This window comes from Brevundimonas sp. (genome assembly GCF_036405315.1).
Taxonomy (GTDB): Bacteria; Pseudomonadota; Alphaproteobacteria; order Caulobacterales; family Caulobacteraceae; genus Brevundimonas.
In genome coordinates this window covers 16,204-31,252 of record NZ_DASWXW010000027.1, presented here as the reverse complement: position 1 = coordinate 31,252, position 15,049 = coordinate 16,204, and the positions used below count along the sequence as shown (strand labels likewise).

Below are 15,049 nucleotides of genomic sequence, written 5' to 3'. Positions count from 1 at the left end.
CAGGAGTTCCCCCATGACGCCCACGCCCCTCGCCCGCCTCGGCGCCGCCGCGATCGCCGCCGCCCTCGTCCTCGGCGGCTGCGCGGGTCAGGTCGAGGCGCCGCACGCCGTCGCGGCGATCCCGGCCTCGGGCCCCGTCACCTTCTGGACCGGCTTTCGCGACCATCCGCACGGCTATCTGACCGCCGAGAACACGCCGAACGCCGCCAACTTCCTGCCGCCGCCGCCCACCGAGGGCTCGCTGCGCGAACAGGCCGACATCGCCGCCTATCGCCAGATGCGGGCTCTGGAAGGGACCGAACGCTGGGCCATCGCCCGCGCCGACAACGAGATCGAGACTCCCGGCGCCCCGCGCGCCTTCGACTGCGCCCTCGGCTTCAAGTTCGAGCCGGAGAAGACGCCGACCTTGACGCTTCTATTGGGCAAGATGCTGGGCGATCTGGAGATGATCCAGACCCCGGCCAAGCGGGGTTGGTTCCGCAAGCGTCCCTTCGTGGTCGAATCCCTGCCGACTTGCATCGCGCCGGAAAGCTGGCTGGCGGCCAGCGGCTCCTATCCGTCCGGTCACTCGGCCCTGGGCTGGGCCTGGGCCCTGGTGCTGGCGGAACTGGCGCCCGACCGCTCTGATCAGATCCTGCGCCGCGGCCTGGCCTATGGCGAAAGCCGCGCGGTCTGCGGCGTCCACTATCCCAGCGACGTCGAGGCGGGCCGCATCGTCGGCGCGACCATCGTCACCCGGCTGAAGGCCGACCCGGCCTTCCAGGCCGACTTCGCCAAGGCCAAGATCGAGTTTGAGGCCGCCCGCGCCGCCGCGACCGAGGCTGCCGCCGCCTGTCCCGCCTCGCTGGCGCGCCAGCCGTGGTGAGGCGCGCTTATTCGATGGCGTGATTGGAAATCCATGACGTAGGCTGACGAAGATCGGCCGCGTCGCCGAGGGGGAGATCAAGGCAAGGTGACGAGAACAGGGGCGAAGACTTCGGTGATCGGGCGGACGCGACGCGGGCTGGCGGCGCGGCTGCTGTTTGCGCTGACCCTGACCCTTTCGCTCGCCCTGCACGGCGTCCCGTCTCACGCCCAGACGCCCGCCGCCCGCGACCGTCTGGTGCTGGGCCTGCCGCTGGAGCCGCCGAACCTCGACCCGACCTCGGGCGCGGCGGCGGCGGTGGACGAGGTGGTCTACGCCAACGTCTTCGAGGGCCTGACCAAACTGACCCAGACCGGGGTCGTCGCCCCGGCCCTGGCCGAGACCTGGGAGGCCGCGCCCGACGGCCTGACCTGGACCTTCCACCTGCGGCGCGGCGTGACCTTCTCCAACGGGGCGCCGTTCAACGCCTCGGTCGCCAAGTTCTCGCTGGACCGGATCACCGCCGAGGGTTCGACCAACGCCCAGAAGGCCCTCTTCGCGCCGATCCGATCCGTCGAGGTCGTCGATCCGGCCACCCTGCGCATCCAGCTGTCGCGGCCTATGGCCACCCTGCCCTACCTCCTGGCCTGGGGCGACGCGGTCATGGTCTCGCCCAACAGCGCCGCAACCAACGCCGTCACGCCGATCGGCACCGGCCCGTTCAAGCTGCAGAGCTGGCAGCGCGGCAGCCAGCTGACCCTGGTCCGCCGCGACGGCTACTGGGGGACGCCGCCGCGCCTTAACACCGTCGTCTTCCGCTTCATCAGCGACCCCACCGCCGCCTTCGCCGCCGTCAGCGCCGGCGACGTGGACGCCTTCCCCAACTATCCCGCGCCCGAAAACGTGGCCCAGTTCCAGCGCGACCCGCGTTTCCGCGTCGTCGTCGGCGCCTCCGAGGGCAAGGTCATCCTTGGCATGAACAACACCAGGGCCCCGTTCAACGACGTGCGCGTGCGCCGCGCCGTCTCCTACGCCATCGACCGCGACGCCTTGATCCAGGGGGCCATGTTCGGCTTCGGCCAGCCAATCGGCAGCCATTATTCGCGACAGGCCCCGGGCTATGTCGATCTGACCGGCCTCTATCCGCACGACCCGGCCAAGGCGCGTCAGCTGCTGGCCGAGGCGGGCTATCCCAACGGCATCGACGTGACCCTGCGTCTGCCGCCCCGCCCCTACGCCCGGCGCAGCGGCGAGGTGCTGATCTCGCAACTGGCCCAGGCGGGCATCCGCGCGAAGATCGAGAATCTGGAATGGGCCCAGTGGCTGGACCAGGTGTTCAAGCGCCGCCAGTTCGACCTGACCATCGTCGAGCACGTCGAGCCGATGGACTACGACATCTATGGCCGCAAGGACTACTATTTCGGCTACGACAGCCCCGCCTTCGACGCCCTGCTGGCCCAGGTCAACGCCGCCCCGGACGAGCCGACGCGCAACCGCCTGCTGGGCGATCTGCAGCGCCGCATCGCCGACGACGCCGTCAACGGCTTCCTGTTCCAGTCCTCGCGCATCGGCGTGTGGAAGGCCGACCTGAACGGTTTGTGGATCAACGGCCCCATCGCCGCCAACGACGTCACCGGGGCCTACTGGACCGGCGCAGGCGCGGCGGGCGCGGCGACCGCCGAGCGCACCGGCGGCGGCCCGCCCTGGGGCTGGATCAGCCTGATCGCGGGCGCCGCCCTGCTGGCCTTCGTCGCCTGGCGCTTCGGCGCGGCCTGGCTGCTGAAGAAGCTGGGCGGCCACGCCCTGACCCTGCTGGCGGCCACCGTGGTCATCTTCCTGCTGCTGCAGGTCGTGCCCGGCGACCCGGCCAGCTATATGATGGGCCTGAACGCCAGCCCGGAGGCCATCGCCGCCCTGCGTCAGCAGATGGGGCTGGAGGGCTCCGGTTTCGAACGCTATCTCGCCTGGCTCGGCGACCTGCTGACCGGCAAGTTCGGGACCAGCTACACCTATCAGGTGCCGGTCGGCGGCCTGATCCTTGAGCGCCTGGCCGTGTCCGCGCCCCTGGCCCTGATGGCCACCGTCCTGTCGCTGCTGGTCGCCCTGCCCATCGGCGTCACCGCCGCCAGCCGCCGTGGCGCCGCCGTCGACACCGGCCTGATCGGCGTAACGCAGGTGGGCGTCGCCCTGCCCAATTTCTGGATCGCCATGCTGCTGATCCTGCTCTTCTCGGTGAACCTGGGCTGGTTCTCGGCGGGCGGCTTCCCCGGCTGGAGCGCCGGCTTCTGGCCCGCCTTCAAGGCCCTGATCCTGCCCGCCGTGGCCCTGGCCGCGCCCCAGGCCGCCATCCTGGCCCGCGTCCTGCGCACCGCCCTGCTCGACACCATGAACGAGGACTATGTCCGCACCGCCCGCGCCAAGGGCCTGTCGGTCAATCAGGCCCTGTGGCGGCACGCCCTGAGGAACGCCTGGATCCCGGTCCTGACCATCCTCGGCCTTCAGTTCCCCTTCCTGCTGGCGGGCGGCATCATCATCGAGAACGTCTTCTCCCTGCCCGGTCTCGGCCGACTGGTCTTCCAGGCTATCACCCAGCGCGACCTGATCGTGGTCCAGAGCGTGGTGGTGGTGCTGGTCTTCGCCGTGGTCATGGTCAGCTTCCTGATCGACCTCGCCTACCTGTTCGCTGATCCGCGCCTGAGGGGACGCCGCGCATGACCGACGCCCCCGCCATCCCCGCCAAGGCCCGCGTGCGCTGGCCCCTGTCCCTGATCGTCGGCGCGACGCTGACGGCCGTGGTGCTGGCGACCGCCCTCCTCGCCCTCGTCTGGACGCCCTATGACGTCGAGGCGGTGGACATCGCCGCCAAGCTGGCCGCCCCCTCCGCCGCCCACCCGTTCGGCACGGACCACTTCGGCCGCGACGTCCTGTCGATGATCATGGCGGGGGCGCAGAACTCCCTGATCGTGGCCTTCGTCGCCGTCGGCATCGGCGTCGGCGTCGGCACGCCGCTGGGCCTGACCGCGGCGGCGCGCGGCGGCTGGATCGACGAACTGGTCATGCGCGGCAACGACCTGATCTTCGCCTTTCCCGCCCTGCTGCTGGCCGTGATGATCACCGCCGTCATGGGACCGGGCGCGATCAATGCGATCATCGCCATCGGCGTCTTCAACATCCCCGTCTTCACCCGCGTGGCGCGCGGCGCGGCGCAAGGATTGTGGACTCGCGAATATGTCCTGGCCGCCCGCACGGCGGGCAAGTCCAAGACACTGATCTCGCTCCAGCACATCCTGCCCAATCTGATGAGCCTGCTGGTCGTGCAGGCCGCGATCCAGTTCGCCGTCGGCATCGTGGCCGAGGCCGGGCTGTCCTACGTCGGCCTGGGCGCCCAGCCGCCCGCGCCCAGCTGGGGCCGGATGCTGGCCGAGGCCCAGACCATGATCGGCTTCGCCCCCTGGCTGGCCGTCATGCCAGGCCTGGCCATCTTCTTGACCGTGCTGGGCCTCAGCCTGACCGGCGACGGCCTGCGCGACCTGTTCGACCCGCGCGTGCGGCGGGAGCGTTGACCATGAGCGTCCTCGACATCCGCGACCTCAGCCTGTCGATCGGTTCCACGCCGATCCTGAAGAATGTCAGCCTGTCCGTCGCCCCCGGCGAGATCCTCGGCCTGGTCGGCGAGAGCGGATCGGGCAAGTCCATGACCTCTCTGGCCGTGCTGGGCCTGACGCCGCCGCGCGCGGCGATGACCGGCGAGATCCGCCTGAACGGCCAGCTCGTCTCGAACGCCCCTGACGCCCTGATGCAGCAGGTGCGCGGCCGCGACGTGGGCATCATCTTTCAGGAGCCGATGACGGCCCTGAACCCCGTCATGACCATCGGCGATCAGGTCGCCGAGACCGTGCGCCTGCACAGGAAGACCTCGCGCAAGGAAGCCCTCTCCGTCGCCCGTTCCGTGCTGGACCGCGTCGGCCTGCCCGCCGAACGTTTCCCCCTGAGCCGCTATCCGCACGAACTGTCGGGCGGCCAGAGGCAGCGCGTCGCCATCGCCATCGCCATCGCCCTGACGCCCAGGCTGCTGATCGCGGACGAGGCGACGACGGCGCTGGACGTGACGACCCAGGCTCAGGTGCTGGACCTGCTGAAGCGGCTGGTGCGCGAGGACGGCATGGGCCTGATCCTCATCACCCACGACCTGGCCGTGGTGGCCGAAACCGCCGACCGCGTGGCGGTGATGAAGGACGGCGAACTGGTCGAGGAGGCGCCGGTCGCGCGCATCCAGACCGGCATGGCCCACCCCTATTCGCAACGCCTGCTGGCCAACGCCGTCCACGCTCCGACGCGCCGCAGCCGCCCCCAGGCCGACGCCGCCCCTGTGCTTCAGGTCGAGGGCCTGGTCCGCGAGTACGGCGGCGCCCCCGCCCTGTTCGGCAAGGCCAGGACCTTCCGCGCCGTCGATCAGGTCAGCCTGTCGATCCAGCCGGGCGAGAGCGTCGGCCTGGTCGGCGAGAGCGGCTGCGGCAAGTCCACCCTGCTGCGCGCCATTCTCGCTCTGGAGACGCCGCAAGCCGGCCGCGTCCGGGTCAAGGGCCGCGACATCACCGCCGCCCGCGGCGCCGCCCTGAAATCCATCCGCCGCGACATCCAGGTGGTGTTCCAGGACCCCTACGGCAGCTTCGATCCGCGCTGGAAGGTCAGCGACCTCGTGGCCGAGAACTTCCACCTGCTGGACGCGAAGCCGTCGCCCGCCGAAGCCCGTCGCCGCGTCGACGAGATGCTGGAGCGCGTGGGCCTGACCAGCGCCGCCGCCGACCGCTATCCCCACGAGTTCTCGGGCGGCCAGCGCCAGCGCATCGCCATCGCCCGCGCCCTGATCACCGAGCCCTCGGTCATCGCTCTGGACGAGGCGGTGTCGGCGCTGGACGTCTCGGTCCGGGCCCAGGTGCTGGACCTGCTGGCCGACCTGTCGGACCGGCTGGGCCTGTCTTACCTGTTCGTCACTCATGACCTCAGCGTGGTCCGCACCGTGACGGATCGCCTGCTGGTCATGCAGGCCGGACAGATCGTCGAGCAGGGCGAAACCGCCGCCGTCTTCGCCGCGCCGTCCCACCCCTATACGCAGGAGCTTCTGGCGGCGACGCCGGATCTGGTCCGCAATCACGCTCTGGAAAAGGAAACCGCCGGATGAACCGCAGAACCGTCCTCGGCTCGGCCCTGATCGGCGCCGCCGCCTCCGCCGCCGGCGCCGCCAGCGCCAAACCGGCCGCGCAATCCGCCGCCCGAGCATCGGGCCGCACCGGACCGCTGAACCTGATCACCGATGTCGAAGGCATCAAGGTCGGTCAGGCCCATGATGCAGGCGTGCGCACCGGCGTCACCGTCATCCTGGCCGAGAAGCCCGCCGTCGCCGCCGTGGACGTGCGCGGCGGCGGCCCCGCCGGGCGCGAGACCGACGTCCTGCGCGCCGAAAACCTGGTGCAGGAGGTGGACGCCGTCATCCTGTCGGGCGGGTCGGTCTATGGCCTGGGTTCGGCCGACAGCGTCGCCGCCTGGATGGGGATGCGCGGGCGCGGCTACGGCATGGGCGGGGCGCCCGGCGTGCCCCCCTCGCCCATCATCCCGACCGCCTGCCTCTATGACCTGGCCAACGGCGGCGACAAGCAGTGGGAGATGGAGCCGCCCTATCGCCGCCTGTCGGTTCAAGCCCTGGAGGCCGCCAGCGACCGCTTCGACCTGGGCACCGCCGGCGCGGGCTATGGCGCCGAGGCCGGGGCGCTGAAGGGCGGGATCGGCTCGGCCTCGGCCGTCATGGCCTCGGGCTGGACGGTCGGCGCCATCGTCGCGGTCAACAGCGTCGGCTCGGTCGTGGCGCCGGGCGGCAAGACCTTCTGGGCCGCCCCCTATGAGATCGGCGACGAGTTCGGCGGCCTGGGTTCGTCCGGCCTTGCCGCCTCGGCCGAGGACTGGGGCCTGTCCAAGTTCGGCGCCCGCCCGCGTGAGAACACCACCATCGCCTGCATCGCCACCGACGTGGCCCTGACCCGCGTCGAGCTGCAACGCATGGCCATCATGGCCCAGGACGGCATGGCTCGCGCCATCCGCCCGGCCCACGCCCCCTTTGATGGCGACACCCTGTTCTGCCTGTCCACCGGCAAGAAGGTCATCGACAATCCCGCCATGCGTCAGGTCGCGGTGGCCCAACTGGGCAATGTCGCCGCCGACGTCCTGGCCCGCGCCGTGGCGCGCGGCGTCTATCACGCTGCCAACTACGAAGGCGTGACGGGCAAGACCTGGCGGGAGATGTGACCGTCCTTTCCTCCCCATTCTATGGGGAGGGGGACCGCGAAGCGGTGGAGGGGCGTCTCGACGCATGACGCCTGCGCGCAATGGGCAAGGCCGGTGTCGCCCCCTCCGTCTCGTCCGCTCCGCGACCGATCCACCTCCCCATTCGCTAGGCGAACAGGGAGGAAAGAGACCTCGTCAATGCCACTCGCCGCCGCCGATGGGGGCGCCCGGCGGCACGGCCTGGGCGACCGGCAGGGTCTCGCTAAGCGCCTTGAGCCCCTCGACCGGCCCGGTCAGGGCTTCGGCCAGCCAGGCGCACTGGGCCGTTTCCAGTCGATCGCCGCGGCAACGCTTCAACTGTTCGCCGAAGCGGCGGGCGGCGTCGCGCACCGCACCCTGGGCCGTGGACGACAAGTCCTTGCCCTGCATCAGCGCCGCGAGATGCGCCGCGTAGCGGGCGCGCACGACACGGCGCAGTTCGGCCTGGCGCGGGCTGAGCATCGCCCCCGCCCCCACCGCCGTCGCTGTCCGGTCCAATACCTCAGTCAGGCCCAACTGGCCCGCATCGCGGCGCCGCTGCTCGACCAGGCGGTTCAGGCGCTCGGGCGCCAGCAGGGTCTCGAACACCACCTCTGACGCCGCCGCCGCCGCCGACGAAGGATCGAAGACCGCGTCGGTCTTGCCCTCGAACAGTTCAATCTCCGCCTGCCGGTCGCCATTGCCCGACTGGGCCGAGGACAGCAGGTCGATCAGATCGTCGCGCAGGTCCAGCACCTCCGGCGACAGGGCCTGCATCAGGGCCTCCAGCGCCGCGCGCTGCCTGTCGGCGGGCACGACCTCGGCGCGCTCGTGACCGTCGCCGCTGACGGCGTAGGCGTAGTCCACCCCGCCGATCTGCCGCCCCACCGCCGTCGCCTGATAGCGGTGATAGAGATAGATCGGCACGATCACCCGCCGCAGATCCGCCGCCGGCGCCCCCGCCGGCAGATTGGCCAGCCCGAACCGCGACAGGGCGATGCGCCGCACGGCCAGGGTATTGGCGAACTCTGCCGTCGGGTCGGTCCCATTGTCCCACATGGCGCCATAGGGCTGCAGACTGCCCAGGGGCCGGGTGTCGGTGTCGTTGACGAAGCGATAGCCCTTGGCTTGCACCTGCGCCGCCAGCCCGGCGCGCCGGGCGACCGGGTCCTGCCCCGGCGCATCGCCGTAGAGCCAGTCCACCACATAGCGGTCCCAGGCTCCCACGCCCGTCGTATAGGCGCGGCTGAAGTCCAGGCGGTCGCCGTCGGCGATCACCCAGGGGGCCGGATAGTCCATGACCGAGGCCCGGTCCTCATAGGTCGAGGCGGCGAAGTTGTGGGCGATGCCCAGGGCGTGGCCGATCTCATGCGCCGACAGGTGGCGCAGGCGCTGATAGGCCAGACGGTCGGGATCGTCCTCGCCGCCCGCGCCGCTGCGGTCGGCGCCGACCAGACCCTCGAAGATCATCTTGTCCTGACGGTCGCGCAGCGAGCCCAGTTGCACCACCCCGCGCACGATCTCGCCGGTGCGCGGGTCGTTGACGCTGGTGCCGGTGGACCAGCCGCGCGTCTCGCGGTGGACCCAGGAGACGATGTTGTAGCGCGCGTCCATCGGGTGCGCCCCTTCGGGCAGCAGCTCGACCCGGAAGGCGTCGATATAGCCGGCCTTGTCAAAGGCTTGCGCCCACCAGCCCCCGCCTTCGATCAAGGCCTGACGAATGGCCGGCGGGGCGGCGCGATCCACATAGAAGATAATGGGCTTCTTCACCGTCGAGCGCGCGGCGGTCGGATCGGTCTTTTCCAGCCGGAAGCGACGCGCCAGACGGCTGACCACCGGCTGATCCAGATCGGCGGCGAAGTCCGTCACCATGATCTGGGCCGAGGTGCCTGAACGAGGATCGTGCAGCACCGGCTGGAAGCCCTCGTCGGGCAAACGAATGAAGGAGTGGCGCACCGTCAGCGTGACCGAACGGGACTCGGGCGCGACACGCGAAAGCTCTCCTCCCGGCTCATCGCTGGTGAAGGTCTGGACCGTCTGGAACTCAACGTTGTCCGGGAAGACCAGGGTCTGGTCGGCGTCGAGATAGCCCAGCGTCGGCGCTGCCTTGAAGGTCCCCAAACGCGCCCGCTTCAGGCGTCCCACAGCGTTGATCGCGTCGCGTTCTAGGAAGCCCGACAGGTCCACGCTGATCGACCCGTCGCCCCCCGTCTCGACCACCTCCCCGGACCAGACCACCGACGGCGAGAAGGAGGCCGCGACCGCGTTCACCTGATCGGCGTCGGCGTCCACGGCGCGGAAGCGGGTGTTCTCGAACGCGGCGAAGACGCGGTTGCCGACCCTGCGGAAGGCCACGATCTGGGCCGAACCCAGGCCCGAGCGGTCCAGACCGGCCCCGTCCATGCCCAGCCCCGCCGACAGGCCGGGCTGATAGAGGTAGCGTCCCAGAACCCCGTCCGCGCCGGGCGCCGGCAGACGCACCGTCGCCTTGCCCTTCTGCCGATCCAGCTTCACGCCGAACAGGCCGTCCTGCCAGGCCGAGGCCGCCGACGCCACAGCGGTCGGACTTCCCGCCTGGGCCAGAACCGGCGCCGCACCGGCGGCCACGACCAGACCGGCGACACTCGCCAGCAGAACCTTGCGCAACATGAACCGCCCCCCGGATGACTGGATTTACTGGACGCCGAGCGCCAGGGCGTCGGGCCGGCGGGTGTCCGCCGCGCCCAGGAATCGATCGCCCTCGATCATGATGGACTGGGTGCTGCCCATTGTCATGGACGGGCGGACCGTATGGCCGCGCTCGCGCAGCAGGCGCTCGACGTCGGGCGAGAAGCCGCCCTCGAGCTCCAGCGGGCTGTCGCCGCCGGCCTGATTGAGGCGCGGCCGCATGGCCGCCTCGGCGATGTTCAGCTGGTGGTCGATAACGTTGGAGACCAGCTGGACCATGGTGGCGATGATGTAGCCGCCGCCCGGCGTGCCCGTGACCAGCCAGGGCTTGTCGTCGTCAAAGACGATCATGGGCGTGATGGTCGAGCCCAGACGCTTGCCCGGCGCCGGCGAGTTCGGCTGGCCGGTCGTGCCCCACGAGAAGTTGTCGAGCGAGTTGTTCAGCAGGATGCCCGTCCCCACCGGCGCGACGTGCGCGCCATAGGAGTTGGACAGGGTGTAGGTGTTCGACACCGCATTGCCGTGGGCGTCGGCCACCGAATAGTGGGTCGTGTCCTGGCTCTCATAGGGATAGGGGTTGCCCTCGGGGATGTCGGCGGCGGCCAGCGAGCGATCCATGCGGATCAGCTTGACCCGCTCGGCGGCGAATTCCTTGCTGGCCAGCCCCTGCGCGGGCGTCGTCCACTGCGGCGCGCCGCCGATCAGGCGACGGTCCGACGAGACGATCTTCATCGCTTCCGAGATCAGGTGCAGGCTGTCGACGCTGCCCCAGCGCAGCTCGCGCATGGGGAAATGCTCCAGCAGGTTCAGCCCCTCGGCCACGCTGACGCCCGAGGCGGTCGGCGGCATGTAGGCGATCCGGTGGTCGCGATAGGTGGACCAGATCGGAGCGGTCACGTCGGCGCGGTAATCGGCCAGGTCCTTCGCATCCATGACGCCGCCACGCGCCTGAACGCCCTCGATGATCTTCTGGGCCAGTTCGCCGCGATAGAAGGCGTCGGCCCCGCCCTGCTGCACCTGACGCAGGCTCCAGGCCAGCTGAGGCTGCTTGAACAGCTCGCCCGCGCGATAGGGCGTGCCGTCGGGCTTCAGATAGGCCTCGCGCGCGCCGGGATCGGTCGCCAGGACGCGGGCGCGGCCGGCGGTGGCGTCGGCCTCGCCGTCCGACAGGATCACGCCGTCCTCGGCCTGCTTGACCGCCGGGGCCACGACCTGGGCCCAGGTCAGGGCGCCGAAGCGTTTGTGCGCCTCCCACATGCCGGCGACGGTGCCGGGCACGGAAACATTGCGGAAGCTGGAGGGCGCGGCGCGGTCGAACTTGCCGCTGTCGTCGAGCAGCAGGTCCGGCGTCGTGGCGCGCGGCGCCGTGCCGTAATAGTTGATGGCGATGTCCTGGGCCGGACGATCCGCCGTCGCCGCCATGTGGACGATCATGTAGCCGCCGCCGCCGATGTTGCCGGCGCGCGGCAGGGTCACGGCCTCGGCGAAGGCCACGGCCACGGCCGCGTCCACGGCGTTGCCGCCCTGCTTCAGAATGTCGACGCCGACCTGAGTCGCGATCGCGCTCTGACTCACCACCATGCCGCCCCGTCCGACGACCGGGCTGTGGATCTGGCCGTAGTTGACGATATCGCCGCCGCTGCCGACCGCCGGCCGGACCTGGGCCGGCGCCTGCTGCGCCATCGCAGGCGCAGCCGCCAACAGGGCCGCCGCCGCGACCGCCAGAATTTTCAGATGAGAACGCATAGCCACCCCGTCACAATTCGCATCAGCCCGCCGGACCCCGAAACAAAATTCGGTCGCCGCTCGTCATAAATGCCGAAAGTGAAGCGATAGCATTGCTGAAACTGGAAGCTCAAGGCCGATTATGAGTGATTATTTCGCTCGTTATTATGGATACCAGCAATATTTTTGCATCTGCGGTTGACGCGGTCATTGTGTCCGTTTCTAGTTCTCAAGGAGGCGAAATCTCCGAACACGGCCGATCCAGCGGACGGCCGGCGGATCACGAAATCGCCTTCCAAATCGGAACGCCGGCCGCCGCCGGACGGGATCGGGGGATACCGGGCTCGATGACCAACAACGGGGATGACAAGACCATGCATGCAGCTTTTGCTCGCCTTAGCTTGAAGACGGCCATGTTGGCCACCACCGCGCTGTTCGGCGTCGCCACCGCCGCCGTCGCCCAGGAAGCGCCGCCGCAGGAAGCCACCCAGGTCGATGAAATCGTCGTCGTCGGCTCGCAAATTCGCGGCGCCAAGGTCACGGCGGCCCTGCCCGTCACCGTGGTCGGCGAGGAACAAATTCTGGCGTCCGCCGCGGTCTCGGGCGACGAACTGATCCGCTCGATCCCGCAAATGGGCGACGTGACCTTCAACTCCAGCTACCTGCCCGCCAGCTCCAACTCGGCGCGCGGCGACACCGGCTCGGTCAACCTGCGCGGCCTCGGCATCGGCAACACCCTGGTGCTGCTGAACGGCCGCCGCGTCGTCGGCCACCCGACCAGCCAGGCGAACGAGCATCTGGTCCCGGTGCTGACCTACAACACCAACGCTATTCCGGTGACGGGCCTGAAGCGCCTGGAAGTCCTGCGCGACGGCGCCGCCGCCATCTACGGCGCGGACGCCGTGGCGGGCGTCATCAACACGGTCCTGCGCGACGACCTGAACGGCCTGACCGTCTCGGCCCAGTACGGCGGCGCCGAGGGCACGGGCATGCGCGAGACCAATCTCAGCGCCTATGGCGGCAAGGACCTCTTCGACGGCCGGGGCAACCTCTCCTTCTTCCTGAACTATGACCAGCGCACCGAGCTTTCGACCACGGATCAGGACTACACCGCCTCGCTGGACAAGCGCCCGCTGTTCGCCGGGACGGGCTTCGAGGGCAACACGTCGCTGAACGGCCGTTCGTCGCTGACGCCCTGGGGGCTGTTCCGCCCCACCGGCGGCACGGTGCGCCTGCCGGGCGCGACCTCCAACCTGACCGCCTTCAGCACCCAGCCCGCGAGCTTCACCGGCTGCGGCGCCGCGCTGGGCAATGGCCTGTGCCTCAGGTCGGGCACGACGGTCGATTCCCGTCTCTATTCGGACTCGGCGGCCCAGGGCCTGACCGTCATGCCCGAGGTCGAACGCCTCAACCTCTTCCTGAACGGCAAGTACAAGCTCAACGACAGCATCGAGGCCTTCGGCGAACTGGGCTATTATCACGCGGAAACCACCGCCTGGCAGGCGCCGCTCAGCACCCTGTCCTCGATCGTCCTGACGATCCCGAAAACCAACTTCTACAACCCGTTCGGGGCCACGACCCTGCCGGGCGGCGGGGCCAACCCGAACCGTCTGCCGGGCATCACCGCGCCCGCCGGCGGCGTCGACCTGCTGCTCAGCGGCTATCGCTTCGACGACCTGGGCCCGATCGAGGTCAACGTCACCAACAAGCAGTATCGCGCCCTGGGCGGCCTGCGCGGCGAGTTCGCCGGATGGGACTGGGAGAGCGCCCTGCTCTACTCCGAGGCCAGCGCCGAGGACATCAGCGACAACGTCTCGACCACGGCCCTGCAGAAGCAGCTCGCCCTGTCGACGGCCGACGCCTACAACCCGTTCAACGGCGGTGATCTGAACAACCTCAGCTTCGGCGACGGCACGCCCAGCAGCAAGGCCGCCCTGGACGCCATCCGCCAGAAGATGCGCCGCTACACCGAGACCACCCTGGCGCTGTGGGACTTCAAGGTGTCGCGCCCCGACCTGTTCGCCCTGCCCGCCGGCGATCTGGGCATGGCCGCCGGGGTCGAGGCCCGTCGTGAAACCCAGCTGGACGACCGCGACGCCCGCATCGACGGGACCATCACCTTCACGGACGTCTCGGGCGCGGTTTACAGCGACCTGATCAACTCCTCGATGAACCCGGACACCGAGGGCGACCGGACCGTCTATTCGGCCTACGCCGAACTGGCCGTGCCCATCATCTCGCCCGAGATGAACATCCCCTTCGTCCATAATCTGGAAGCCCAGGTCGCCGGCCGCTACGAGCACTATTCGGACTTCGGCGACATCGCCAAGCCCAAGGTCGCCGTGGCCTGGGACCTGGCCGAGGGCCTGCGTCTGCGCGGCTCCTGGGCCCAGGGCTTCCGCGCTCCGAACCTGGAGCAGGTCAACGCCAGCATCGTCACCCGCTCGAACAGCAGCACCGACTGGGCCTATTGCGAGGCCCTCACTCGTCGCGGCGCGATCACCGGCCTGAACCGCTGCGTCAGCCCGACCATCACCCCCGGCTTCCCCGACGCGGGCTCGGTCAACACGGCGCGCATCCGCCGCAACGTGGCCGAACAGCGCGCCGGCAATCCGAACCTGAAGCCGGAAGAGTCAGAAACCCTGTCGATCGGCACGGTGATCCAGCCGGACTTCACCCCCGCCAATCTCGGCGACTTCACCATCACCATCGACTGGTGGAACGTGAAGCAGGAAGGCATGGTCGGCGTCTTCCGCGGCCAGAACGCCCTGACGCTGGACTATCTGCTGCGCAAGCAGGGCAGCTTCAACCCGAACGTGGTGCGCGCCGCAGCCACGCCGGAAGACATCGCCATCTTCGCCGGAACCGGCATGCAGGCGGCGGGCGAGATCCTCTACGTCAAGGACCTCTACGACAACCTGCAACCGCAGGAGGTCCAGGGCATCGACCTGGGCGTCATGTGGAGCCTGCGCGGCACGGACCTGGGCGACTTCAGCGTCAATCTGAACGTCTCGCACCTGCTGAAGTATCATCTGGAGCCCTCGCCGGCCGTTCAGGCCCTGATGGACGCCAAGGCCAAGGGCGACATCGACGCGGCCATCGCCTTCAGCGGCAGCGCCGGCGATCTGATCCGCCAGGGCGGGCGCCCGGAATGGAAGTGGTCGGCCTCGACCACCTGGCGCTATCAGAACGTCACGCTTGGCGCCTACACCGCCTATACCGGCAGCGTCGAACAGGACGGCCTGACCAACTCGGTCGGCGAAGTCTGGACCGTCGACTCGCAGATCACCGCCAACCTCTACGGCGAGTATGAGTTCGAGAACGACGGCCTGCTGGGCGGAACCGCGGTTCGCGTCGGCGTCCGCAACCTGACCGATGAAGCTCCGCCCCTGGCCTCGGACGGCTACCTGGGCACCGTCTATCAGCCCTACGGCCGCTACTGGTACGCCAGCATCCGCAAGTCGTTCTGACGCGACCCGCTTCTGATCGGGCGGAAGACGAGGCATCGTCTTCCGC

General features: G+C 69.6%; 8 protein-coding genes. 6 read left to right on the top strand and 2 right to left on the bottom strand.

Annotated features, from left to right (window positions below; all coding sequences use genetic code 11):
* The first annotated feature begins 13 nt into the window (after positions 1-13).
* The 5 genes from VGE49_RS01890 to VGE49_RS01870 all read left to right on the top strand — a co-directional run bounded on the left by VGE49_RS01890 (position 14) and on the right by VGE49_RS01870 (position 7,144).
* Positions 14-865, top strand: coding sequence for an acid phosphatase (locus VGE49_RS01890; protein ID WP_331032894.1), 852 nt, complete (start codon positions 14-16; stop codon positions 863-865).
* Between the two features lie 114 nt (positions 866-979).
* Positions 980-3,559, top strand: coding sequence for an ABC transporter substrate-binding protein (locus tag VGE49_RS01885; protein WP_331032893.1), 2,580 nt, complete (start codon positions 980-982; stop codon positions 3,557-3,559).
* On the top strand, positions 3,556-4,407 hold the full coding sequence (locus tag VGE49_RS01880; RefSeq protein WP_331032892.1) for an ABC transporter permease: 852 nt from the start codon (positions 3,556-3,558) through the stop codon (positions 4,405-4,407). The genes VGE49_RS01885 and VGE49_RS01880 overlap by 4 nt, the downstream gene beginning before the upstream one ends.
* Before the next feature lie 2 nt (positions 4,408-4,409).
* The gene (locus tag VGE49_RS01875) at positions 4,410-6,026 is read left to right on the top strand and encodes an ABC transporter ATP-binding protein (RefSeq protein WP_331032891.1); all 1,617 of its coding nucleotides are present in this window, start codon (positions 4,410-4,412) and stop codon (positions 6,024-6,026) included.
* Positions 6,023-7,144 carry a P1 family peptidase gene (locus VGE49_RS01870; protein ID WP_331032890.1) on the top strand — a complete coding sequence of 374 codons (1,122 nt, stop codon included), beginning with the start codon at positions 6,023-6,025 and terminating at the stop codon, positions 7,142-7,144. Before VGE49_RS01875 ends, VGE49_RS01870 begins: the two co-directional genes overlap by 4 nt.
* A 174-nt stretch (positions 7,145-7,318) precedes the next feature.
* Here VGE49_RS01870 and VGE49_RS01865 read toward each other — a convergent pair whose 3' ends face one another.
* Together VGE49_RS01865 and ggt are read right to left on the bottom strand one after the other, a co-directional pair.
* Complete coding sequence (locus VGE49_RS01865; RefSeq protein ID WP_331032889.1) at positions 7,319-9,790, bottom strand: zinc-dependent metalloprotease; 2,472 nt, start codon at positions 9,788-9,790, stop codon at positions 7,319-7,321.
* 24 nt (positions 9,791-9,814) lie between these two features.
* Positions 9,815-11,554: a gamma-glutamyltransferase gene (gene ggt, locus VGE49_RS01860; protein ID WP_331032888.1), complete on the bottom strand. Its 1,740-nt coding sequence runs from the start codon at positions 11,552-11,554 to the stop codon at positions 9,815-9,817.
* Between the two features lie 392 nt (positions 11,555-11,946).
* Here ggt and VGE49_RS01855 point away from each other — a divergent pair, with 392 nt between their 5' ends.
* Entirely contained in the window at positions 11,947-15,003 is a 3,057-nt protein-coding gene (locus VGE49_RS01855; protein ID WP_331032887.1) for a TonB-dependent receptor domain-containing protein, read from the top strand.
* Positions 15,004-15,049 lie beyond the last annotated feature (46 nt).